The following is a 20,977-nucleotide window of genomic DNA, read 5'->3' as shown; positions in this document are numbered from 1 at the left end:
AAGAACGGAAAAAGAGCGAATGCGCATCGGGCTCGCGGCCGACAACGGCAATTGGCACAAGGCGCGGCTGCGGGAGGCGTTGCGGGGCTTCGGCGTCGAGCCGGTGCTGTTCTCGCTGGCCGACGTCGCCGTGGTGACGGGCGGCGGCGAACCGCTGCGCGTTCCCGGCTTCGAGGATGGGTTGCCGGACGGCGTCCTGCTGCGCACCATCGCGGGCGGCACGTTCGAGGCCACCACCATGCGTCTCGGTGTGCTCCACGCCCTCGTCGCCTCTGGCGTCACCGTCTGGAACGGGCCGGCGGCGATCGAGCGCTCGGTGGACAAGGCGGCGACCTCGCTGCTGATCGCCCGCGCCGGATTGGCCACTCCCGACACCTTCGTCGTCTCGAAGCGCGAGGCGGCGGCCGAGATCGTCGCCCGCGAGGCACGGCCGGGAAAACCGATCGTGCTCAAGCCGCTGTTCGGCTCGCAGGGCGAGGGGCTGATGCTTCTCGAAAGCCCCGACGATCTGCCGGCGCAAGAAGCGGTGAGTGGCGTCTACTACCTTCAGCGCTACGTCGCCCGTGCCGACGGGCTGTGGCGCGACTACCGCGTCTTCGTCTGCGAGGGCCGGGCGATCGCCGGCATGATCCGCGAGGGCGACGGCTGGATCACCAACGTGCACCGCGGCGGCCGGCCCTTCGCCTGGGACGTGCCGGCCCGCGCTGCCGAACTCGCCGAGGCTGCCGCCGCGGCGGTCGGCGTCGAATACACCGGCATCGACCTCGTCGAGGACGGCGAGGGCGGCTTTCTCGTGTTGGAGGTCAACTCCATGCCGGCCTGGTCCGGGCTACAGCAGGTGACGGAGGTCGACATCGCCGGGGCGGTGGCGCGCGGCTTCCTCAACGCGGTGCGCGCCGCCCGACCGCCGCGGCTGGTCTCGGCGCTCGGATGATGGCGGCGCCCGGCGGCCTGCCTGCGGCGACAGTGGCCGACCTCTACCGGGCCGCCTGCCTTGCCGAACTCGACGCGCTGAAACCCGGCAACGTCCACGGCTACGCCCCCGGCCACCGCATGGTCGTGGCCGATTTCGTCACCAGTGCCGACGTCTCGGCGCCGCCGCTCGCCGTCGCAGGGGCGCGCGTCGGGCAGCGGGTGCGCGGCGGGGTCGAGGCGACCTTCGCCGCCGTCGGGCAGAACACCAATCTCGGCATCCTGCTTCTCTGCGCCCCGCTGGCGTATGCCGCGGAGCAGCCCGGCCCGCTGCCCGAGGCCCTGAACGCCGTGCTGGCGGGGTTCGACGCCTCCGATTCCCGCGACGTGTTCGCGGCGATCCGCCGGGCCAATCCCGGAGGCTTGGGCCGGGCCGAGCGCCACGACGTGTCCCAAGCGGATGACGCTCCGGTCCCGCCGCTGCGCGCGGCGATGGCGGAGGCCGCCCCGCGCGACCGCATCGCCCGCGCCTACGCGGACGGGTTTCGCGACCTGTTCACGATCGGTCTGCCGGCGCTGGTCAGCGCGCGCGCGGGCGGGCTCGCCCCGCCCTGGACGACGACGGCCGTGCACATCGCCTATCTCATCGCCGTGCCGGACAGCCACATCGCCCGCAAGCACGGCCCCGAACGGGCGGAGGCGGTGCGGGCGGAAGTGCGGGCGCGGCTCGCGGGCCTCGACCTCGCCGCGGCGCCGGTGGAGGAACTCCTCGCTTACGACCGGGAACTGAAGGCGGCCGGCCTCAACCCCGGCACGAGCGCCGACTTCACCGTCGCGACGCTGTTCCTCGATGCGCTCCTGTCCGCCCGCGGCGAGGCCGTCTGAGCCATTTTGAGGCATTGCCGGGCCCTCGCCCGCGAGGGGACGAATCTTGTCGCGTCAAGGCCCCCCAACCTCCAAAAAATCGCCGATTTCAGGGCTTTGCGCGGGTTGTTCGGCGGAATGGCCCGCTGTAGGGTCCGCCCCGCTATCCGGGCAAACCGGCTCGGCTCTCAGCCGGGCGCCGCAAACAAGGATGGCTTCCAGGCCCCGCCTCCTCTCAGGGCGGGCCTTTTTTCAGGAATCCAGGGAGAGACCCCGAATGGCAAAGATCACCAAGGTTCAGGTCGGCGAGGCCCTCGTCGGCGATGGCAACGAAGTCGCCCACATCGACCTCATCATCGGACCGCGCGGTTCGCCGGCCGAGACGGCCTTCTGCAACGGTCTGGTCAACAACAAGCACGGCTTCACCAGCCTGCTCGCCGTGATCGCGCCGAACCTGCCGTGCAAGCCGAACACGCTGATGTTCAACAAGGTCACCATCAACGACGCCCGTCAGGCCGTCCAGATGTTCGGCCCGGCTCAGCATGGCGTCGCCATGGCCGTGCAGGACGCGGTTGCCGAAGGCATCATCCCGGCCGACGAAGCCGACGACCTGTACGTGCTGGTCGGCGTGTTCATCCACTGGGAAGCGGCCGACGACGCCAAGATCCAGAAGTACAACTACGAGGCTACCAAGCTCTCGATCCAGCGCGCCGTCAACGGCGAGCCGAAGGCTTCGGTCGTCACCGAGCAGCGCAAGTCGGCGACCCACCCCTTCGCCGCAAACGCTTAGATCGGAGGCAGTCCTGGGCAGAGCGAGCCTCCGCCCGCACCGCGGGGTCTGCTCCAGCGACTGGCTTCGATCTTCCTTGGACGTTAGTTGATGGATTGGGACGGCTTCGGCCGTCCCTTTCTTTTTGGGCGAGACGATGACACCTCAGGACGGTGTGACAGACACTGAGAGTGGAGGCCGCAATGGCTGACGTCCTCGAAGAACTCACGGCCGATGCCCTCACGCGCTCGCAGGTCGAGAAGCGAGTGGAGAATTGGGCGCAGCGTATCGCCGGCCTGTACAGCCAAATCGATTCCTGGCTTCCATCCGGCTGGTCCTCCAAGCGGAACCGGCGCATACAGATGCATGAGGAGCCGATGCGCGAGGTTGACTTGCCCGCGTACGAACTCCCGGTGCTCGACCTGCTCGCGGACGGGGGAAGCGCAGCGGTGATTGAGCCGCGGGGGCTCTGGATCATTGGCGCCAACGGGCGCCTCGACCTTCGGCGGGGAGCCGACCATCATCTCATCCTCGACAGGGCCGCGAATTTCGAGGAGCCGGATTGGGTTCTCGTACCCCTGTCTGACCGGCAGCGGGCCGTTCCGTTGGATCGCGCGGCTCTCTCGTTCGTATTGAGCTGAGCGGCTTGCCGACGCCATGCAGGACTTGACCGCACTTGCCGGGCTGTATGCCGAGATCGACGCGCATCTCGAAGCGCTCCGAGCAACCTTGATCGAGGCCGGTGATGCGCCGGGCGCGGATCGGATCGAGGCCAAGCAGCGCCTCAACGATCAGGCCTACTTTGTGATCTGCTGGGGGCAGCTCGAAAACGCTATCGACGATGCCTGCCGCTCCGCGATCCGCGCGCGAAGGGGCCACGCGGATTGGGCGGTGAGGCGTGCCTGGGACCTTTACAATCCCGAGGACAAGCGTCTCTCCGGTCTCAGTTTCGAGGATCGCACCGCTCTCGTCCTCGACCGTCAGAGTGGCGCGAAAAGTTCCTGGGCGCGGGTACAGTTCTACTATGCCCTCCGCAATCAGATCGCCCACGGCAAGTTGAGGCCGGAGCGCATCGACGTCACCGCCGTCGTCGGCGAAATGTACGTGATTCAGGGAGCCCTAACACTGTAGGGTTCTGGCGTTCACCGCAGGCGCCCGTCATGGATCGCCGAGGCCACGAGCGCGCCGGCCACGCCCGCCGCGCTAAGCCGGGCGACATCCTCCGGCCCGCGCACGCCGCCGGCCGCATAGATCCGCCGGCCCTCGCCCGTTTCGACCGCCCGCGACACCCCTGAGAGGTCGGGGCCGGTCCCGGTGCCGACGCGTGCCAGCGTCATCACGATCACATCCTCGGGCCACGTCGACGCATCGTCGTGCAGGGCGTCCGGTCCGAGCCGCTCAACGCCGCGGCTGTCGAGGGAGAGCACGGCACGGTTGCCGAGGGCGCACACGAGATCCGCGTCGCGCTGGCTCTCGCTGCCGATCACCGGGCGGCCGAGGCCGAGTTGGATGAAGCGTTCGACTTCCAAAACATCGGAGAAGCCGGCATCGACCCACAGCGTGACGCCGGGGCAGGCATCGGCCACCGCCGCCAGGCTGGCGCGGTCGGGCTCGCCGCCCTCCATGATCGCGTCGAGGTCGGCGACGTAGAGGCGGTCCCCCCCGACGGCATCGAGTAGGCCGCGGGCCACATCGGCAGGCCTCGAGCCTCTGGCCAAGGGGGTGTCGATCGGGGCATAGGCGTCCCGCTCGCCCGCGCGGGCGCGCACCACCTGCCCGCGGCGCAGGTCGATCACCGGGATCAGCCGAAACGGCCGCCCCTCAGAACCGTGAGACATCGCGTGAACCGGATTGAGACCAGGGTCATCGGGTGGGATCTCGGCGGGGTGCATGTCAAGGCGGCGCTGGTCGAGGCGGGCCGCGTGGTCGAGGCGGTGCAGGCGCCCTGTCGGCTTTGGCGCGGCGTCGCCGCCCTCGACGAGACCTTCGCGCAATTGCCGGATTGGGTGCGGGGCGAAGCCATGCATGCCGTCACCATGACCGGCGAGCTGACCGATTGCTTCCGTGACCGGGCGGATGGGGTGCATCAGCTTTCGGCCTGGGCGGCGGCGACGCTCGCGGGCCCGGTGCAGATCTATGCCGGCCGCGCCGGCTTCGTCTCGGCCGAGGACGCCCGCCCGCATTCCGCCGACATCGCCTCGGCCAACTGGCATGCCACCGCCGCCCTGATCGGCCGGCATGTTCCCGACGCGCTCTTGGTCGATATCGGCTCGACCACCGCCGACCTGATCCCGATCGTCGGAGGGCAGCCCGCCGCGCAGGGCTACAGCGACGCCGAGCGGCTGGAGACCGGCGAACTGGTCTATACCGGCGTGGTGCGCACGCCGCTCCTGGCCTTTGCCACCCACGCGCCCTGGCGCGGCCGGCGTACGCGGCTGATGGCCGAGACCTTCGCCAGCACCGCCGACATCTACCGGCTCACCGGCGACCTGCCGGAGGGCGCCGACCAGCAATACAGCGCCGACCTGAAGGGCAAATCGATCCCCGAGACCGAGATCCGGCTCGCCCGCATGGTCGGCCGCGACCGGGGGGAGGGGAGCGCGGAGGAATGGCGGGCCCTGGCCGCGTGGTTCGCCGAGGCGCATCTGCGCCCCTTGCACGATGCCGCCGCGGTTCTGCTGTCGCGCCCCGATCTGCCGGAGGATGCACCGGTCGTCGTCTGCGGTGCCGGCCGCTTCCTGGCCGAGCGGCTGGCCGCCCGGCTCGGACGCCGCGCCGTGCCGCTCACCGAGACCATCGCCGACTGCTTGAACGGCGAGGATGCCGCCTGGGTCTCGACCTGCGGCCCGGCGGTGGCCGTGGGTTTGATCGGTTAGAGCATCGTCCCGAAAGGTGGTTGCCGGCTTTCGGAAAAAGACGATGCAAAAACAAGAGGCGAGAGCATCGTCCTGGATTCGGTATCCAGGACGATGCTCTCGGGAACGGGGCCGTTCCCGCGCGTTGACGGGGACATGTCACAAGGAGAGGCGCATGACTGCAGGAAACAAGCTCGCCCGCATCCTGGCTACCCGCACCGGCGAGGCGATCGAGCTGGCTTTCGTCACCGAGGACGGCCGGACCACGCGGGTGCTGGCGAGCGAGGACCAGATCGACCGTCTCGTGGATGAGCTGGAGGACGTCCTCAACTCGCCTACCGAGACGGGCTCCGGCGAGCCGCCCGCAGCCGCCTGACGCTACCGCAGGAAATCCCCGAAGGCGCGCGGCCCGTCGCCGGTCGCGATCGTGCCGGTCACCGCGAGGCTCGACGGATCGATCAGGCTCAGGGCGTTGTCGCCCCAGTTGGCGACGACGATCGTCTTTCCGTCGCGGGTGGCGGCGATGCCCTCGGGGTGATCGCCGACATCGATCGCGGCAAGTGTCTTCAAGGTGGCGGGGTCGAACACCGTCACGGTGTTGGAATACTGGTCGGTCACGAACCCTTTGCCGGCGGCGAACGCGATCACGTAGGGCCGCTGACCGGTGGCGACCCGGCCGGTCTCGCGGCCGGCTCCGACATCGACGGCCGAGACGTCGTTCGAGACCACGTTGGCAGTGTAGGCGTAGCGACCGTCCGTCGAGAGGGTCAGGCCGAACGGGTGCTGGCCCACGGACACACGCCGCGTCTCCCGGCGGCTCGCTACGTCGACGATCGAAACCGAGTCGGATTCGCGGTTGGCCACCAGCAGCGTGGCGCCATCCGGCGTCACGGCGATGCCGGAGGGGGATTTTCCGGTGGCGATCTCGCCTTCCAGCGTCAGGCCGTCCGCCTTCGGGCGCAGCACGAACACGCGCGCACCGTACCAGTCGGCGACGTAGACCTCGCCGGATTTCGGATTGACGCCGATGCCGAGCGGGCCGCCGGGCAGATCGAGGCTCGTGGTCACCCGGCGCGCGTCGAGGTCGATCACCGAGACGCCGTGACCCTCGGGGCGGGTGACGTAGGCCGTCTTCCGGTCCGGTGAGAGGGCGATGCCGGCGGGTGCCCCCGGCACGGGGATCGATTGCAGGATTTTTCGGGACGCGAGGTCGATGATCTCGACGGCGTTGCCGAGCTGCGCCGTGACAAGGGCTTCCTGCGCCAGGGCGGGCGTGGGCAGCGCAGCCAGGCAGACGAGGCCCAGGGCCCAAACTTTCCCCCCGTTGCGGAGGGGAGGGGGGGACGGCCGGCGCGCCCGCCGAATCAATCGAAGCACGCCGGCCTGCCGCATCATCGAGCCCTTACGAACCCTTCTCGGCCTTGGCCTTCACGTTCTCCAGGCTCTCCTTGTAGAGGCCGGAGACGGCCTTCTTGGCGGCCTCGTCGTTCAGCTCGGGCGGCGGATCGTTGTTCATGTAGCCGCGGTAGAACGCGCCGCGCCATGTCAGCTTGGTCTTGGCGCCGTCGCCCTCGACCTCGACCGTCGAGGAGTAGTCGTTCACCGGCAGGGTCTTCACGTCGACCTTGGTGATCCGGTACATGAAGGTCTTCTTCTCGGCGTCGTACTTGGCGAGCTCTTCCTCGACCGTCGCGCCGCCCTTGAGGGTCAGCGTCCGGGTCGCCTTGACCTCGTTGCCGCCCTTACCCTCGGTCTTCTCGACCGCCGGAATCCAGCTTCCGTCCTGGAAGTTGCCGAGGATGGCCCAGACCTTGTCGGCGGGGGCGTTGATCTCGATCGACTCCGAAACCTTCTGCCGGGTCGGGCCATGGGCCTGCGCGGCGAAGGTGACCGTGGCCAGCGCCGCCACGGCGGCGAGCGTCCTGAACTTCATACGTTTTTCTCCTCCCATCGAAGCTGCCGAGCATGGCAGCCTCATCCCTCATTCGAGCGACTTGTGTCAGGAGCCGCTCTTCTCAAGCCGGGCCTTGAGGTTCTCAAGGCTGGCGTGAATCCAGGCCCGCACGCGCTTCTCCGAATTCTCGTCGTTGAGTTCGGGCGGCGGGTCGTTGTTCGGATGGCCGCGGTAGAACGCGGCCCGCCACTCGACCCGCGCCTGCGCGCCCTCGGGCTGTACCGTGATCGTGGCCGAGTAATCCTTGGCTGGCAGGTCGGCGACCTCATTTTCAAGGATGTAGTAGCCGAAGCTCTTGCGCTCGGGATCGAGCTTGCGGCTCTCCTCGACGATGACGTGGCCGTTTTTCAGCGTCAGCCGGAAGACCGGCTTGTCGGCGTTGCCCTGCCGTTCGCCGCGGGCCACGTTCTCGATCCAGCCCGCATCGGCGGGGTTGCCGACCACCGCCCAGACCTTGTCGGGCGAGGCGTCGATGGTGACGCTTTCGACGACCTTGCGCCGCGTCGGCGCGTGCTGGGCCTGCGTCCCGACAGTGGTCACGGCGAGCGCCGCAGCGGCGAGAAGGGCGATCCGCTTCAAACCGGAGGTCTCCTTGAGCATCGCTTGAGTCTGTCGGCGCCTCACAGGGGGCGGCTCGTCCCGTCGAGGACGCGGCCGGTGCGCCCGAGGGCTCCCGCGACCTTGTCCTCGATCCAATCCCAGGCCTCGCGCTCGGCGGGGCCGGCGGTCTTGGCAATGGCTATGGCATGATAGGCCATCTCCGTCAGGATCTTTTCCGGCTCCAGCATGTGGAGCCGCGTGGACAGGATCGCCGCCTCGATCACCGCGGCTTGCGCCCGGTTGTAGCCGATGAACGGCATGTGGCTCACTGCGTGCACCATCCGCCCGCGGTAGCGCGGGCGCTGCGGGTCGTCCTCGATCGCCGCCACCTCAAACTCGGCATGGCCGAAGCATTCGGCGAGGCGCTTGCCGGGAATGTGATCGCAATCGACCACCGGCCAATCGCGCCGCCCGGTGACGATACCCGCGATCACCCGCACGTCACTGGGCGCCGAGGCCGTGAAGTACGGGCGCTCCGCGAGGTTGTCGATCGTGGGCGAGGGCCGGAACGGGGCGAGCACGAAATCCTCGCCCTCGCGGATCAGCCCGAACGGCACGAGATGCATCGCGCCTTCCGCCGACAGGGTGGTGACGACGGTCTCAAGGATCAGCGGCATCAAGCATCGGTCCGAAAGGTGGCCACCGGCTTGTCCGAAGAAGCCGATGCAGAAATGACTAGTTCCGGTCCTCGTCGGGCACCAGCCGGCCGCAGACGATGCGGCTGCCCTTCGGCTCGCTGAGCGGGTCGCGGTCCGTTGCCGTGCCGCTTCCGGTCTCGGTTCGCGGCGGCGCGGCGTCACGCTCCGGATCGGCTTGCGTCGCGCGCTCGGCGGCGGGCGCCTCGGGGCCGCTATGCTTGGTATGGGCGGATTTCGTCGGACCGGCCGCCTTGAAGGCGGTGGTGTCGTCCTGGGTGCGGTCGGCGGCGCAGCCCCAATCGAGGGGTTCGTCCTGCACGTAGCGCTTGCCGAGGCGGAACGCGGTCTCGGCCTTGGTCAGCTCGCCGCCGAGATAGAAGGCGTGGGCGCCGTCGCTCTCCACGCTCAGTTCGGGGAAGAAGGCCATCGCGTCGGTGCCGGTGGTGTGACGGTCGCGGTTGTAGACGTGGATGCCGTCCTCGGCGACGGCGATGCGGTAATTGGGATCGCGCACCTCCGCGGCGAGAGCCGCAATCTCATCGGGGGTCTGCACGAAGGGGCGCTTGTCGTGCAGTGCGAGCAATTCGCGGCCGTAGCCCTTGGGCAGGGCGGCGTCCTCTTTGGCCGCGTACATCACCCGGCGGGCGGCGTCGTGCTCCTCCACCGTGCGGCGGGTGTGGTTCGAGACCTGCACGATCAGCACGTTGCGTAGGCTGAGTTCCGAGCACATGCCGACGAGGAGCGCCGTGACCCCGAGGCTGTCGGCCTCGGTGAGCTCGGTGAGGTTGCCGGTGCCCATCATCATCTCGATGTTCGGCCAGCGCGCCCGGATCTCGCGGTAGCGGCAGATCGAATCGACGAAGCCGAAATGGATCGGCTCCAGGATCGGGTCGGCCATGAAGGGCCGGCCGGCCCGCTCCATCCGCTCGATGGCGCGGTCGAGGGAGGGCAGGTCGTCGGGCCGCATCGGCACGAGGACCGGCACTGCGTCGGTCTCGAAGGCGAGGTCCAGCGTTTCCTCATTGAGGCTGAGAAGATAGTCGGCCCCGGCCCGCGCCCCGCGGGTCAACTCGTCCAGCGAGAAGGAATCGACGCTGACCTTCAGCCCGGCCCCCTTGAGGGCCCGCACGCTGTCTTCGAGATGGGGGAACGCGGTGTCGGGCAGTCCCCCGAGATCGATCACGTCGGCGCCGCGACGGGCGAGGTCGAGCCCCTTGGCCAGGATCTGGTCGGGCGTCATCTTCGAGGCATCGACGATCTCGGAGAAGATGCGCAGATCGTGGCGCGAGAGATCGACCTTGCGCCCGATCAGGCCAAGATAAGCCGGCAAATCAACGATCTCGTCCGGCCCCCGCTCGACCGGCAGGCCGAAATGGGCACTGAGCGTCTCCGGGTTGGCGCGGCAGCGGCCGGGCAGGACGATGCGGGTCGCGCCCTCCGGCATCTGTACCCGGCGCTTGATGATCTCTTCCGTCATCAGCGCGGCGACCTTCACCCCGGCATCGGCGATGCTCCAGGTGAACCGCTCGGCCGGCAGCGTGGCCGCGACCTTTTCGAGGCGGGCATGGGCCAGCTTGCCGGTGATGAAGACGAGATGTTCGGGCGCGCTCATGCGGCGTGCCTTTGGCGGAAATCCTCGGGGCCCCGGATCACGATCGCACCGCGATAGGCGGCGGCAAAACGCGGGAACGCGGCATCGACGAAGCCGACGCGCGCCAGAGCCGCGGGATCGGTTAGAACGGGAAGTTTTGCCGACTTTACAAGTATGCAGCGATCGATGCCGAGCCTGCCTGCCAGCCACAGGGCGAGGCTGTCGGAGGTGACATCCCAGCTTTCGGCGATCTCGGCATGACCCGCTTTGAGCGTGACCGGATCCCAGATCACGGAGCGGCCCTGCGCGAGGGCATCGGCAACGGTCTCGGGGCTCGCGGCGATGGTCAGGCGCCGTTCGAGGGCGCAGAACACTTCTGCCATGCGGCCCATGGCGTCGAGGGCGAGGCAGTGGGCGAGGGTGTCGTCGAAGCCGAGCGCCGCTTGGGTCATGCGCACCGCGTCGGCGAAGGGGCCGCCACCGGGCACGATCGCGACCGGCGGTTCCTCCACGCATTCGGCGAGGATGGCGCAAAGGCGCGCGCGGTCGGTGACGAGGCTGCCGCCGATCTTGACCACGGCGCCGTCGATTGTCCCCGTGAAGCGGGGAGGGGCGGGGGGGACGCTTGTCATATGCCTTACGCCGCGTCGGCCCGTGGGCCGTCCCGCATCGCAGTCACAGCCTGCGCCACCCGCGCGCCGTCGAGCGCCTGCCGCCGGTCGCCGGCGCGGCACAGGCCGCCGCGGAAACCGAGATAATCGGGGTCGAGCCGCGCGAGCGCCGGGATGTCGCCGAGGCCGAGCGAGCCGGCAAGCCCGCTCATCAGGCCGTGCGCGCGGCATCCGGCGACGAAGTCCGCGAGCTGCGGCGCGGCCATGAGAGTGCGAAGGGTGGTGCCGCTCTTGCCGCGGGTGTCGATCATCGCTCCGACAAAGCCGGCTGCGGCGAGGCGCGCCGGCCAATCCGCGGCCACGTCATCCTCGGCGAAGAGCACGCCGATGATCCGGCCCGGCGCCCGCGCGGCGGCCTCGGCCAAAGCCGCATCGTCCGCGGAACCGACAGCGATCTTGATGAAATCCACGCCGGTTGCGGCCATGGTCGCGATGGCCGCAGCGATTTCGCATCCGGTGCCGTCGCCGGCCACGGCGCTGGTGACCGCCCGCCCGCCGACATCCGCGACGATGGCGCGCACGGTCTCGGGCGGCAGCGCGCCGAGCGCCCCGCGCTCGGGGTCCTTGGCGTCGATGAGGTCCGCCCCGGCCCGGAGCGCCGTCAGCGCCTCGTCGGGCCCACGGACGCTGACGAGCAGGCGGGGACGCGCGGAAGAAATCGATACGATGTCGGACACGGGAAACGTTCTTGCTCAGCCTTGCACGCCCACACAAGCCCCGCTTCAGGAACGGCCGGGCAGCGGCTCGGCCAGGAGGCGGTTCTTCACGATCCAGCGCGTGGCGTGGGACCAGTCGTCGTCGGTGTTGGCTCTTATCACGACCTGGCCCTGGCGCACGACCTTGCCGGTCTCGGCCTCGGCGATGGTGACGACGAGGCTGAACAACTGGTTGGCGCCCTTGTCGGCGAAGGCGGTCACGGCGAGTTCCGCGCCCAGCGCCTTGGCGATCGGAGAGGCGCAGCCGTTGCACTTGTAGAGCGGGCTCTCCTTGCGGATCTCTTCCGCCTGGGGGGCGAGATCGACGCTCTCGAGGCCGCCCTTCTCGGCGAGTTGTCTGCGCAGCACGTCGGTGACGAGGTCGAGGCGCTTCTGGTCGGCCGGGAGCGGCTTGCGGCCATAGGCCAGCGTCGGGTCGTTCACCTCCGCCGGGAAGATCGCGGCCTTGCGCGCCGCATCCTCGGCCAGGGCTGTGCCGCTCAGCGTGGACAGGAGAGCGAGGGCGGGCAGGAGGGCGCGAAGTCGCATGGGGTCAGAGCCTCGGACGGGCGCGGGGCCGCGCGGACCGTCTTTAACTCGGTTTCCCGGAGGATTTGGCAACTGTCGGGGCGGCCGGCCCTGGAGCGTACCGGCATGTCCGGCAACGGTGAGGAGGCGAATAACGGCAGCGGCGGACGGAAACACCGATCACGTGATCTTATGAAAATCTTATGCTTCTCTCGTTGAGGCCGGTGGCAAGATGTTGCTAGCGTACCGGGTAATGCGTTTGTCCGTTCCGCTCCTCCTCGCCGCCGGTCTCGCGACCGGCCCGGCCGCATTCCTGGCCGCTTCCATCCATGCCCGCGCCCAGGAGCCGAAGGCGGCCACCGGCGAGCCGCCGCCGGGGTCCCCCGCTGCCGAGACGCCCGCGCCGGTCCCCGGCTCCGAGACCCATATCGCCGTTCTCTATCGTCCGGTGCCGGCGCCTTCATCCTACGATGCCGAGGCCGATCCTGAAGACCTCGGCGTGGCCGGCGCACGCATGGCGGTGAAGGACAACAACACCACCGGCCGCTTCACCAAGCAGACCTTCGCGCTGGATGAGGTCGCCCTCGACGGCGAGCGCGATCCGGTGGAGGCGGCCAAGGCGCTTTCGGCCAAGGGCGTGCGGTTCTTCGTGCTGGCTCTGCCCGCCGCCGAGGTGCTGGCGGTGGCCGATGCGCTGAAGGAGACGGGCGCGGTCATCCTCAATGCCGGCGCGCCGGACGACCGCCTGCGCGGGGCCGATTGCCGCGCCAACCTGTTCCACGTGCTGCCGAGCCGCGCCATGCAGACGGATGCGCTGGCGCAGTACCTGACGCTGATGCGCTGGCGGAAGATCTTTCTGATCGTCGGCCCGACCGAGCGCGACAAGGCCTATGCGGATGCGATGCGGAACTCCGCCCGCAAGTTCGGCCTCAAGATCACCGCGGAGAAGCCCTGGACCTTCGGGCCCCTGGCGAAGGCCCGCGGCGATACGCCGACCCGGGCCGAGGCGATGGTGTTCACCCGCGGGCTCGACTACGACCTCGCGGTGGTCGCCGACGAGGAGGGCGATTGGGGCGATTACGTCCCGTTCCGCACCGTCGATCCGCGCCCCGTGGCCGGCACGCAGGGGCTGATCGCGACCACGTGGCACCCGACCCTGGAAACCTGGGGCGCGGCCCAGGCGCAGAACCGTTTCCGGCGGTTGGCGAGCCGCCTGATGCAGCCGCTCGACTATCAGGTCTGGGCGGCCGTGCGCACGGTCGGCGAGGCGGCGACGCAGACGCGGGGCACCGATCCGGCCACGCTCGCGGCCCATCTCGTGAAGCCCGAATTCTCGCTGCCCGCCTACAAGGGCGTGTCGCTGACCTACAGGCCCTGGGACCACCAGCTCCGTCAGCCGGTCATCGTGGTGCAGCCGAAATCGATGGTCTCGGTGGCGCCTGAACAGGGCTTCATCCACCAGCGCACGCCGCTCGATACGCTGGGGGCCGACATGCCGGAGACCGCTTGCAAACTGCCGTGACCGCTTGCGGAAGCGATCCCGGCGTGTCGGCGGGCGATGCGGCAATCCACCGCCCGGTGAGGTTCGGCCGGTCACCTGTTTCTTGTTTGAGCGATGGGGCCGCGGGGGCCATGTCGCTCGGGCCGATGTGGACGCAGGCGCGCGAGACGACGCGCCGGAAACGACAGGGAGAACGCCGATGGTCATGCGCTTGAGGGCAGGACTGGGATGCGCGCTGCTCGCGGGCGTATCGCTCGGGAGCGCGGGAAGCGCGCAGGCCTTTACCGCCTACGTCACCAACGAGAAGGCCAACACCGTCTCGGTCATCGATACCGAGACCCTGGCGGTGACGGGGACCTGGAAGGTCGGGCGGCGCCCGCGCGGCGTGACGCTCTCCAAGGACGACAAGGAACTGTTCGTCTGCGCCAGCGACGACGACCGCATCGATGTGCTCGACACGGCCACCGGCAAGGTGGTGCGCTCCCTGCGCTCGGGGCCCGACCCGGAGCAGTTCATCCTCGATCAGAGCGGCAACCCGCTCTACGTCGCCAACGAGGACGACAGCCAAGTCACCATCCTCGACATCGAGAAGAACAAGGTGCTGGCCGAGGTGCCGGTGGGCGTCGAGCCGGAGGGGATGGGCCTGTCGCCGGACGGCAAGCTTCTCGTGAACACCTCCGAGACCACCAACATGGCCCACTTCATCGACACCAAGACCTTCGAGGTGATCGACAACGTGCTGGTCGATGCCCGGCCGCGCTTCGCCGAGTTCTCGACGGACGGGAAGTTCCTCTGGGTCTCGGCGGAGGTCGGCGGCACGGTCTCGGTGATCGATGTCGCCACCCGCAAGGTCATTAAGAAGATCACCTTCAAGATTCCGAGCGTCACCGACGAACAGATCCAGCCCGTCGGCGTGCGCCTGACCAAGGACGGCACCCGCGCCTTCGTCGCGCTCGGGCCGGCCAACCGCGTCGCGGTGGTCGATGCAAAGACCTACGAGGTCCAGAAGTACCTGCCCGTGGGCCAGCGCGTGTGGCAGCTCGCCTTCACGCCCGACGAGAAGCAGCTCTACACGACCAACGGCACCTCCAACGACGTCTCGGTGATCGACGTCGAGGGTCTGAAGGTGGTGAAAAGCATCCCGGTCGGGTTGCTGCCCTGGGGCGTGGCGATCTCGAAGAAATAAGTTCAGTTCGCCGGCTAACGGCGGTGGGAGGAAGCGACATGAGATGGACTACGCGCCTCGGCCTCGCCGCCGCGGCCCTGATGCTGGCCGCGAGCCCGGCCGGTGCCCTCGACCTCACCAAGAAGCGGCAGAACCTGCCCGACCTCGTGCTCGGAAACGAGGAGGGCAACGACTTCGTGGTCGAGAACAAGGATATCGAGCTGGAAGCCGGCAAGGCCTACCGCCTGCGCATCGTCGCCAAGGGGCGGCAGGAGTACAAATTCTACGCGCCCGAGTTCTTCCGCTACATCTGGTTCAACCAGATCGTGATCGAGCACAAGGAGATCCACGGCGGCGGCCCGCCGGATCATCTCGAATTCGACGATCCCGGTGAGATCGCCATCGAATTCGTCGCCATCAAGCCCGGTGCCTACAAGTGGTACGCGCAAGGGCTTGAGGAGAAGGGCATGGCCGGCACGATTACGGTGAAGTGAGAGGGGACATCTCATGATGCGCACACGCTCCTCCCTCGCTGCACCGAGAGGCTTCCGCGGCGGCGCCGCCCTTGCCGTTCTCCTCCTCGCCGCCCCCGCGCTCGCCGACGACAAGGCTGCCTGCGCCGAGGGCATTGCCGCGGTGAAAGTGCAGGCCGAAAAGCTGGCGCCCGGTGCGGTTCCGCAGAAACTCACCCGCGCCCTGAAGATCGCCGAGCGCGAGCAGGGCGAGGGCGAGTTCGACGAGTGCCTGGAAGCGCTCGACGACGCCAAGCGTGCGCTGCCGAAATGAGCGCGGCTCTCGAGGTCGCCGGCGTCAGCCACCGCTTCGGCCAGCGCGCCGCGCTTTCCGATGTCTCGATCACGGTCGAGCGCGGGCACTTCATGGCGCTGCTCGGGCCCAACGGCGCGGGCAAGACCACGCTCTTCTCGGTGATCACCCGGCTCTACAACAATCAGGAGGGCCGGGTCTCGATCCTCGGCCATCCCCTCGACCGCGAGCCGTCGCGGGCGCTCGCCGGCCTGGGCGTGGTGTTCCAGGCGCGCACCCTGGATACCGACCTCACCGTCGCGCAGAACCTGCACTACCATGCCAGCCTGCACGGCATCGGCCGGGCGGCGGCGCGTGCGCGCATCGAGACCTTGCTCGCCCGCGTCGGATTGGCCGAGCGGCGTGACGACAAGATCCGGACCCTCTCCGGCGGCCAGTCGCGGCGCATCGAGATCGCCCGCTCGCTGATCCACGCGCCGCGCCTGCTGCTCCTCGACGAGCCGACGGTCGGGCTCGACCTCGAATCGCGCGCCGACATCGTCGCCATCGTCCGCGCCCTGGTACGCGAGGAGGGACTGTCCGTGCTGTGGGCGACCCACATCTTCGAGGAGATTTCGTCCGAAGATGATGCGGTCGTTCTTCATAAGGGCCGCATCGTCGCCCGGGGCCGCGCCGGTGAGATCGGCGCTCCCGGCGAGACGCTGGAGGCCGCCTTCCGCCGCCTCGTCGCCGAACCCGACAAGAGAGCCGTGAAGTCCGCCGCATGAGGTCTCCCCCGAACCCCGCCGTCGCAGTCCGTGCCGAGGACGGCGCGAAGACCGTGCCCCATGCGGGCCGGCTCGATGCGGTCGGCTACCTCATCGCGCTCGGCGGCATCGTGCGCCGCGAGCTGTTGCGCTTCTTCCACCAGAAGGAGCGCTTCTTCTCGGCGATGGTGCGCCCGCTCGTCTGGCTGTTCATCTTCGCGGCGGGCTTCCGCAACACGCTCGGCACCTCGATCGTGCCGCCCTACGAGACCTACGTTCTCTACGAGGCCTACGTGGTGCCGGGGCTGGCGGTGATGATCCAGCTCTTCAACGGCATGCAGTCCTCGCTCTCGATGGTCTACGACCGCGAGGTCGGCTCGATGAAGGTGCTGCTCACCTCGCCTTATCCGCGCTGGTCGCTGCTGCTCGCTAAGCTGATCGCGGGCGTCAGCGTCTCCATCGTCCAGGCCTACGCGTTCCTCGCCATCGCATGGTTCTGGGAGACCGGCATCCCGCCGGTCGGCTACCTCGCCGCCCTGCCGGCCTTCCTGGCTTCCGGCCTGATGCTCGGGGCGATCGGCCTGTTCCTGTCGTCGCTGGTGCGGCAACTCGAGAACTTCGCGAGCGTCATGAATTTCGTGATCTTCCCGATGTTCTTTGCCTCTTCTGCCCTATATCCGCTTTGGCAGGTTCGGGCATCGAGCGAGTGGCTCTATCTGATCTGCCAGGCCAACCCGTTCACCCACGCGGTCGAATTGGTGCGTTTCGCCCTCTACGGGCGCTTCGAGCCGGTCGCCTGCGCCGTCGTGGTCGGCACCGGCCTCCTGTTCTTCACCCTCGCCGCGATCGCCTACGATCCGGGCCGCGGCATCATGGCCCGGCGCGGCGGACCGGCCGGCGAAGCCGCCTGAGAGACCTCCCATGATCCCTCGTTCCGTTCGTGCCCCGCTTTGCCTCGCTTTGATCCTCGCGGTGGCTCCGGCGCTCGCGCAGCCCAAGGCCGATCCGGATTGGCCCTGCGCGCAGCGTAAGGTGACGACTTTGGGCTACGGCTCGTTCTGGACCGGGCCGGACCTCGCCGAGGCGGGTGAATGGGGCAGCGACCGCGAGGCGGCCCAACTCGCCCGCAAGCTCGCCTCCCGTCGCACCGAACTGCGCGAGGTCGATACCCTGCTCGATGAATTCGCGCAGAAGGCCGATCCCGCAGAGAAGGGCAAGCGCCTCACCCGCGTCTTTGCCGGGGTGTTCGAGATCATCAACGGCGAGCGCAGCACGGTGATGAACGGGATCAGCCGCTACGCCCAGGGCCAGCGCCGTCTCGCCGAACGCATCCGCGACGAGGCGGACAAGGTGAGCGAGCTCAAGGACAGCCCGGAATCCGATTCCACCAAGGTCGCCTCGAAGGACGTCGCGGACTTGGAAAGCCGGTTCAACTGGGACCGTCGCATCTTCGACGAGCGGAACCAGTCGGTCTCCTATGTCTGCGAGGTGCCGACGATTCTGGAGCAGCGCCTGGGCGAGATTGCCCGTCGCATCCAGGCGCATCTCTGACCTGCTTCCCTTGCCAATCGACGGCCAGGCCCTTTGATGCCGGGCGCGATGCAGCCTGCAGCTAGACCGCATGACGTCGGGCCACGCTTCGTCATCGGCCTTCTTGGTCGCAGCGAATTGGTTTGATGTGGAGCAAGCCGATTCTCGGGCAGAAAGAGCCTCGGCAGAATCTTGGCCGGATGGGCTGACGAATGCCAGCCAAGGATTGCCGAATGATCCCGGATATGTCTGCCTTTTTATCCATAAGTCTTTGGTGGAACGTCAGAAATATGTTGCCGCAACACCACGCGTCGGCGGAAGCTTGAGCGTCCCATCATAATTGATCCCGTAGAAGCTCGGCAGCGATTGTCGTGACCCCCCAGCTTCAGCAACATCCGGCAACGGTCCCGCTCGAATGGGCCGCAAGCACGAATGACAAGGGCTGGGGGAATGACAATGCGGGTGCTGCGAGGCAGCCTCATCGCATCGGTTGCGCTGCTTCCGGGACATGTGATGGCGCAAGGCGCGGGCGGCGGGCAGGCCGTCACGCTCGAAGAGATCAGCGTCGTCTCGAATACGCCGGTCGCGGCCTCGCGCCGGGTCGTGGCCACACAGACCCCCTCGGGTCTGCGCGAGGTGACGGTGCTCGACGGCATCGATCGCAACAAGCTGCCGCAGAACACGAGCGTGCTGACTTCGGGCGACGTCTCGCGCGTCGGCTTCCCGAGCACGGTTCGGGCGCTCGACGAGCGCGTCGGCTCGATCAGTGTCAACAACGCCCAGGGCAACCCCTTCCAGCCGACGATCACCTACCGCGGCTTCGAGGCCTCGCCGCTCGGCGGCTCACCGCAGGGCGTGGCCGTCTACCTGAACGGCGCCCGTTTCAACACCTCGTTCGGTGACACGGTGCAGTGGGATCTGATCCCCGACATCGCCGTCGATCGGATCGAGCTCGAGGGGTCGAACCCGGCCTTCGGCCTCAACGCGCTCGGCGGCTCGCTGGCCGTGACGCTGAAGAACGGCTTCACCTACCAGGGCAGCGAGATCAACGTGCTCGGCGGCTCGTTCGGCCGCGGCGCGGTGGCGTTCCAGCACGGCCAGCGCATCGACAACATCGGCCTCTACGTCGCCGGCACCAAGCTCGGCGAGGACGGCTGGCGGCGCCACTCGCCGTCGCGCCTCAACCAGATCTACGCCGACCTCGGCGTGCAGGGGGAGCGGAGCGAGTTCCACTTCAACGTCATCGGCGCCAGCAACAGCCTGACTGGCAACGGCACCGCCCCGGTCGAGCTGTTGAAGGCCGACCGCAGCGACGTCTTCACCTATCCCGACCAGACCAAGAACGACTTCCTGCGCTTCCAGCTCTCCGGCACCTACGACGTCACGCCGACCATCACCGTGCAGGGCAACGCTTATTACGGCCTGTTCCGCCAGCGCACCGCCAACGGCGACGCCGCCGACGTGGAGAACTGCGAGGCCGACGAGCGTTTCGTCTGCTCCGAGGGCGCGGACGACAACCAGTTCTTCCTGCGTGACCGCACCGGCAACCCGGTGGCGGTCAACCGGCTGCGCACCTTCAACTTCGGCGGGATCAACCCGACCTTCGCCGACCGCTTCGACGAGGGCGGACCCTACGCCTTCCTCAACCAGACCCGCACCGACACCGACAATTTCGGTGCCACGGTCCAGACCGTGGTGCGCGAGACGCTGTTCGGCCTGCCCAACCGCTTCGTGCTCGGCGGCCAGTATGACGGCGGTCGTACCCGCTTCGGGGCCGACAATTCCATCGGTGGCCTCACGCTCGACCGCGGCTTCTCGCCCCCGGGCATCGTCGTCTCCAGCGACGACGGCATCATCACCCCCGTCTCCGTTCATACCTCGAACGATTACGGCGGCATCTACTTCTCGAACAACACCGATCTGACAGACCGGCTGACCCTGACGCTGCAGGGCCGGTTCAACATGGCCAAGATCATCCTGCGCGACCAGATCGGCACGGCGCTGAACGGCGACCACTACTACCAGCGCTTCAACCCCGGCATCGGCGCGACCTACAAGGTCATCCCCGATTACCTCGTCGCCTATGGCGGTTACACGGAAGCCAACCGCGCCCCGACCCCGGCCGAACTCTCCTGCGCCGATCCGCAGGCGCCCTGCTCGCTCACCAACTTCTTCGTCGGCGACCCGCCGCTGAAGCAGGTCGTGGCGCGCACGGTCGAAGCCGGTATCCGCGGCCGCATCCCGCAGCCCGACGATCTCTTCGGCGGCATCCTCTCGTACAAGGCCGGCTTCTTCTCGACCCGCAACGACGACGACATTCTGTTCGTGCCGGCCCCCGACACGATCGGCCGCGCCTTCTTCCGCAACGTCGGCTCGACCAAGCGGCAGGGCGTCGAAGCGAGCCTGTTCTACAACGCGCCGCGCTGGAACGCCTTCATCGACTACGCCTTCGTCGATGCGACCTTCGAGTCGCCGGTCGAACTCGCAGCCCCCGGCAACCCGTTCAACAGCGCGGGCGGCGACGAGAGCGGCGTCGTGCTCGTGCGTCCGGGCAACCGCCTGCCCGGCGTCGCGCCGCACCAGCTCAAGGTCGGCGTGCAGTATCAGGTAACGCCGGAATGGCGGGTCGGCGCGCTCGCCCGCTTCGCCACGGGCAAGTTCCTCGTCGGCGACCCGACCAACCAGAACAAGACCACCGGCGACTTCGCGGTGTTCGGCTTCAACACCAGCTACCGCGTGGCGTCGAACATCGAGATCTACGGCTACGTCGAGAACGCCTTCAACGCCAACTACGCCACCTTCGGCACCTTCTCGCCGGTGGACGAGGTTCCGATCGTCCGGGTGCCCAACGCCACCTCGAACCGCAGCCTCGCGCCCGGCGCGCCGGTGGCAGCCTTCGGCGGCCTGCGCATCCTCTTCGAGCCGCCGCCTCCGGTCCCGGTGGTGGAGCCGCTGCCCCTGGTTCGTAAGGGCTGAGCGGGTCTCCCAACCGAACAGGCGCCCGGACTATCTCCGGTCCGGGACAGTTCTCGATCGATGCAAAGCGGCGCGGTTCTCCGGAACCGCGCCGTTTCCATGTTCAGGACGAGCCTCAGGGTTTCGCCGAGGCGACCTGCCAACGGCACTCCGGCTATTGCCATTTCATCCCGGGCAAGTTACGCAATTGAAGCGAGGCCGATCGGCCGCCCTGCCT

The 20,977-nt window shown here is 68.3% G+C and carries 24 protein-coding genes; 15 read left to right on the top strand and 9 right to left on the bottom strand.

Annotation, left to right across the window (positions count from 1 at the left end; genetic code table 11):
• The first annotated feature begins 19 nt into the window (after positions 1-19).
• The 5 genes from MKK50_RS18910 (at position 20) to MKK50_RS18890 (ending at position 3,676) form a co-directional block, all read left to right on the top strand.
• Entirely contained in the window at positions 20-934 is a 915-nt protein-coding gene (locus MKK50_RS18910) for an ATP-grasp domain-containing protein (RefSeq protein WP_499024568.1), read from the top strand.
• A complete protein-coding gene (locus MKK50_RS18905) occupies positions 934-1,797 on the top strand; it encodes a triphosphoribosyl-dephospho-CoA synthase (protein ID WP_499024565.1) in 864 nt (287 codons plus the stop codon). Before MKK50_RS18910 ends, MKK50_RS18905 begins: the two co-directional genes overlap by 1 nt.
• 256 nt (positions 1,798-2,053) lie before the next feature.
• Positions 2,054-2,566 (top strand): 5,6,7,8-tetrahydromethanopterin hydro-lyase, encoded by a 513-nt coding sequence (fae, locus tag MKK50_RS18900; RefSeq protein ID WP_003604760.1) that lies wholly within the window; start codon positions 2,054-2,056, stop codon positions 2,564-2,566.
• A gap of 182 nt (positions 2,567-2,748) precedes the next feature.
• A complete protein-coding gene (locus MKK50_RS18895; protein ID WP_499024564.1) occupies positions 2,749-3,186 on the top strand; it encodes a hypothetical protein in 438 nt (145 codons plus the stop codon).
• Between the two features lie 16 nt (positions 3,187-3,202).
• Positions 3,203-3,676: a hypothetical protein gene (locus MKK50_RS18890; protein WP_499024561.1), complete on the top strand. Its 474-nt coding sequence runs from the start codon at positions 3,203-3,205 to the stop codon at positions 3,674-3,676.
• 11 nt (positions 3,677-3,687) lie between these two features.
• Here the strand turns inward: MKK50_RS18890 and MKK50_RS18885 are convergent, their stop codons facing one another.
• Positions 3,688-4,383: a HisA/HisF-related TIM barrel protein gene (locus MKK50_RS18885; RefSeq protein ID WP_499024559.1), complete on the bottom strand. Its 696-nt coding sequence runs from the start codon at positions 4,381-4,383 to the stop codon at positions 3,688-3,690.
• Positions 4,384-4,386: 3 nt separating this feature from the next.
• On the opposite strand from MKK50_RS18885, the gene MKK50_RS18880 reads away from it, so the two are divergent.
• Together MKK50_RS18880 and MKK50_RS18875 are read left to right on the top strand one after the other, a co-directional pair.
• Positions 4,387-5,421, top strand: a complete 1,035-nt coding sequence (locus tag MKK50_RS18880) for a hydantoinase/oxoprolinase family protein (RefSeq protein WP_499024558.1) — start codon at positions 4,387-4,389, stop codon at positions 5,419-5,421.
• A gap of 154 nt (positions 5,422-5,575) precedes the next feature.
• Positions 5,576-5,776 carry a hypothetical protein gene (locus tag MKK50_RS18875; protein ID WP_253373232.1) on the top strand — a complete coding sequence of 67 codons (201 nt, stop codon included), beginning with the start codon at positions 5,576-5,578 and terminating at the stop codon, positions 5,774-5,776.
• A gap of 2 nt (positions 5,777-5,778) precedes the next feature.
• On the opposite strand, the gene MKK50_RS18870 is transcribed toward MKK50_RS18875, so the two are convergent.
• The 8 genes from MKK50_RS18870 to MKK50_RS18835 form a co-directional block, all read right to left on the bottom strand.
• Complete coding sequence (locus MKK50_RS18870; RefSeq protein ID WP_499024556.1) at positions 5,779-6,795, bottom strand: beta-propeller fold lactonase family protein; 1,017 nt, start codon at positions 6,793-6,795, stop codon at positions 5,779-5,781.
• 7 nt (positions 6,796-6,802) lie between these two features.
• Positions 6,803-7,333, bottom strand: coding sequence for an SRPBCC family protein (locus MKK50_RS18865; RefSeq protein WP_253373228.1), 531 nt, complete (start codon positions 7,331-7,333; stop codon positions 6,803-6,805).
• 66 nt (positions 7,334-7,399) lie between these two features.
• Positions 7,400-7,954 carry an SRPBCC family protein gene (locus MKK50_RS18860; RefSeq protein ID WP_253373226.1) on the bottom strand — a complete coding sequence of 185 codons (555 nt, stop codon included), beginning with the start codon at positions 7,952-7,954 and terminating at the stop codon, positions 7,400-7,402.
• A 20-nt stretch (positions 7,955-7,974) separates the two neighbouring features.
• Positions 7,975-8,571 carry a DUF447 domain-containing protein gene (locus tag MKK50_RS18855; protein WP_499024553.1) on the bottom strand — a complete coding sequence of 199 codons (597 nt, stop codon included), beginning with the start codon at positions 8,569-8,571 and terminating at the stop codon, positions 7,975-7,977.
• 58 nt (positions 8,572-8,629) lie between these two features.
• On the bottom strand, positions 8,630-10,204 hold the full coding sequence (locus MKK50_RS18850) for a DUF6513 domain-containing protein (protein ID WP_499024552.1): 1,575 nt from the start codon (positions 10,202-10,204) through the stop codon (positions 8,630-8,632).
• Positions 10,201-10,815 carry an amino acid kinase family protein gene (locus MKK50_RS18845; protein WP_499024548.1) on the bottom strand — a complete coding sequence of 205 codons (615 nt, stop codon included), beginning with the start codon at positions 10,813-10,815 and terminating at the stop codon, positions 10,201-10,203. The genes MKK50_RS18850 and MKK50_RS18845 overlap by 4 nt, the downstream gene beginning before the upstream one ends.
• Before the next feature lie 5 nt (positions 10,816-10,820).
• Entirely contained in the window at positions 10,821-11,531 is a 711-nt protein-coding gene (locus tag MKK50_RS18840) for a (5-formylfuran-3-yl)methyl phosphate synthase (RefSeq protein ID WP_499024546.1), read from the bottom strand.
• 45 nt (positions 11,532-11,576) lie between these two features.
• Positions 11,577-12,098 (bottom strand): DUF3280 domain-containing protein, encoded by a 522-nt coding sequence (locus tag MKK50_RS18835; protein ID WP_499024544.1) that lies wholly within the window; start codon positions 12,096-12,098, stop codon positions 11,577-11,579.
• Positions 12,099-12,330: 232 nt separating this feature from the next.
• Between MKK50_RS18835 and MKK50_RS18830 the strand changes: the two genes are divergently transcribed.
• The 8 genes from MKK50_RS18830 (at position 12,331) to MKK50_RS18795 (ending at position 20,760) form a co-directional block, all read left to right on the top strand.
• A complete protein-coding gene (locus MKK50_RS18830; RefSeq protein ID WP_499024543.1) occupies positions 12,331-13,599 on the top strand; it encodes an ABC transporter substrate-binding protein in 1,269 nt (422 codons plus the stop codon).
• 178 nt (positions 13,600-13,777) lie between these two features.
• Positions 13,778-14,764: a YVTN family beta-propeller repeat protein gene (locus tag MKK50_RS18825; RefSeq protein ID WP_499024542.1), complete on the top strand. Its 987-nt coding sequence runs from the start codon at positions 13,778-13,780 to the stop codon at positions 14,762-14,764.
• Positions 14,765-14,802: 38 nt separating this feature from the next.
• Positions 14,803-15,237: a cupredoxin domain-containing protein gene (locus MKK50_RS18820; RefSeq protein WP_253373210.1), complete on the top strand. Its 435-nt coding sequence runs from the start codon at positions 14,803-14,805 to the stop codon at positions 15,235-15,237.
• A 13-nt stretch (positions 15,238-15,250) separates the two neighbouring features.
• Positions 15,251-15,529 carry a hypothetical protein gene (locus MKK50_RS18815; RefSeq protein WP_499024540.1) on the top strand — a complete coding sequence of 93 codons (279 nt, stop codon included), beginning with the start codon at positions 15,251-15,253 and terminating at the stop codon, positions 15,527-15,529.
• On the top strand, positions 15,526-16,275 hold the full coding sequence (locus MKK50_RS18810; protein ID WP_499024539.1) for an ABC transporter ATP-binding protein: 750 nt from the start codon (positions 15,526-15,528) through the stop codon (positions 16,273-16,275). Before MKK50_RS18815 ends, MKK50_RS18810 begins: the two co-directional genes overlap by 4 nt.
• Positions 16,272-17,165, top strand: a complete 894-nt coding sequence (locus MKK50_RS18805; protein ID WP_499024538.1) for an ABC transporter permease — start codon at positions 16,272-16,274, stop codon at positions 17,163-17,165. The genes MKK50_RS18810 and MKK50_RS18805 overlap by 4 nt, the downstream gene beginning before the upstream one ends.
• Before the next feature lie 10 nt (positions 17,166-17,175).
• The gene (locus tag MKK50_RS18800; protein ID WP_499024535.1) at positions 17,176-17,805 is read left to right on the top strand and encodes a hypothetical protein; all 630 of its coding nucleotides are present in this window, start codon (positions 17,176-17,178) and stop codon (positions 17,803-17,805) included.
• A 435-nt stretch (positions 17,806-18,240) separates the two neighbouring features.
• Entirely contained in the window at positions 18,241-20,760 is a 2,520-nt protein-coding gene (locus MKK50_RS18795; protein ID WP_499024534.1) for a TonB-dependent receptor, read from the top strand.
• Positions 20,761-20,977 lie beyond the last annotated feature (217 nt).

Origin of the sequence: Methylobacterium sp. J-043 (assembly GCF_022829505.1) — a bacterium.
In the GTDB taxonomy this organism is placed as follows: Bacteria; Pseudomonadota; Alphaproteobacteria; order Rhizobiales; family Beijerinckiaceae; genus Methylobacterium; species Methylobacterium extorquens_A.
Note: the sequence above shows the minus strand (reverse complement) of the source record. Positions and strands in the feature narration are given on the sequence as shown.

Coding starts and splice junctions, on each gene's coding strand:
- MKK50_RS18910 (WP_499024568.1), top strand. CDS start 20: ATGCGCATCGGGCTCGCGGCCGACAACGGCAATTGGCACAAGGCGCGG.
- MKK50_RS18905 (WP_499024565.1), top strand. CDS start 934: ATGGCGGCGCCCGGCGGCCTGCCTGCGGCGACAGTGGCCGACCTCTAC.
- fae (WP_003604760.1), top strand. CDS start 2,054: ATGGCAAAGATCACCAAGGTTCAGGTCGGCGAGGCCCTCGTCGGCGAT.
- MKK50_RS18895 (WP_499024564.1), top strand. CDS start 2,749: ATGGCTGACGTCCTCGAAGAACTCACGGCCGATGCCCTCACGCGCTCG.
- MKK50_RS18890 (WP_499024561.1), top strand. CDS start 3,203: ATGCAGGACTTGACCGCACTTGCCGGGCTGTATGCCGAGATCGACGCG.
- MKK50_RS18885 (WP_499024559.1), bottom strand. CDS start 4,383: ATGTCTCACGGTTCTGAGGGGCGGCCGTTTCGGCTGATCCCGGTGATC.
- MKK50_RS18875 (WP_253373232.1), top strand. CDS start 5,576: ATGACTGCAGGAAACAAGCTCGCCCGCATCCTGGCTACCCGCACCGGC.
- MKK50_RS18870 (WP_499024556.1), bottom strand. CDS start 6,795: ATGATGCGGCAGGCCGGCGTGCTTCGATTGATTCGGCGGGCGCGCCGG.
- MKK50_RS18865 (WP_253373228.1), bottom strand. CDS start 7,333: ATGAAGTTCAGGACGCTCGCCGCCGTGGCGGCGCTGGCCACGGTCACC.
- MKK50_RS18860 (WP_253373226.1), bottom strand. CDS start 7,954: ATGCTCAAGGAGACCTCCGGTTTGAAGCGGATCGCCCTTCTCGCCGCT.
- MKK50_RS18855 (WP_499024553.1), bottom strand. CDS start 8,571: ATGCCGCTGATCCTTGAGACCGTCGTCACCACCCTGTCGGCGGAAGGC.
- MKK50_RS18850 (WP_499024552.1), bottom strand. CDS start 10,204: ATGAGCGCGCCCGAACATCTCGTCTTCATCACCGGCAAGCTGGCCCAT.
- MKK50_RS18845 (WP_499024548.1), bottom strand. CDS start 10,815: ATGACAAGCGTCCCCCCCGCCCCTCCCCGCTTCACGGGGACAATCGAC.
- MKK50_RS18835 (WP_499024544.1), bottom strand. CDS start 12,098: ATGCGACTTCGCGCCCTCCTGCCCGCCCTCGCTCTCCTGTCCACGCTG.
- MKK50_RS18830 (WP_499024543.1), top strand. CDS start 12,331: ATGCGTTTGTCCGTTCCGCTCCTCCTCGCCGCCGGTCTCGCGACCGGC.
- MKK50_RS18825 (WP_499024542.1), top strand. CDS start 13,778: ATGGTCATGCGCTTGAGGGCAGGACTGGGATGCGCGCTGCTCGCGGGC.
- MKK50_RS18820 (WP_253373210.1), top strand. CDS start 14,803: ATGAGATGGACTACGCGCCTCGGCCTCGCCGCCGCGGCCCTGATGCTG.
- MKK50_RS18815 (WP_499024540.1), top strand. CDS start 15,251: ATGATGCGCACACGCTCCTCCCTCGCTGCACCGAGAGGCTTCCGCGGC.
- MKK50_RS18810 (WP_499024539.1), top strand. CDS start 15,526: ATGAGCGCGGCTCTCGAGGTCGCCGGCGTCAGCCACCGCTTCGGCCAG.
- MKK50_RS18805 (WP_499024538.1), top strand. CDS start 16,272: ATGAGGTCTCCCCCGAACCCCGCCGTCGCAGTCCGTGCCGAGGACGGC.
- MKK50_RS18800 (WP_499024535.1), top strand. CDS start 17,176: ATGATCCCTCGTTCCGTTCGTGCCCCGCTTTGCCTCGCTTTGATCCTC.
- MKK50_RS18795 (WP_499024534.1), top strand. CDS start 18,241: ATGCGGGTGCTGCGAGGCAGCCTCATCGCATCGGTTGCGCTGCTTCCG.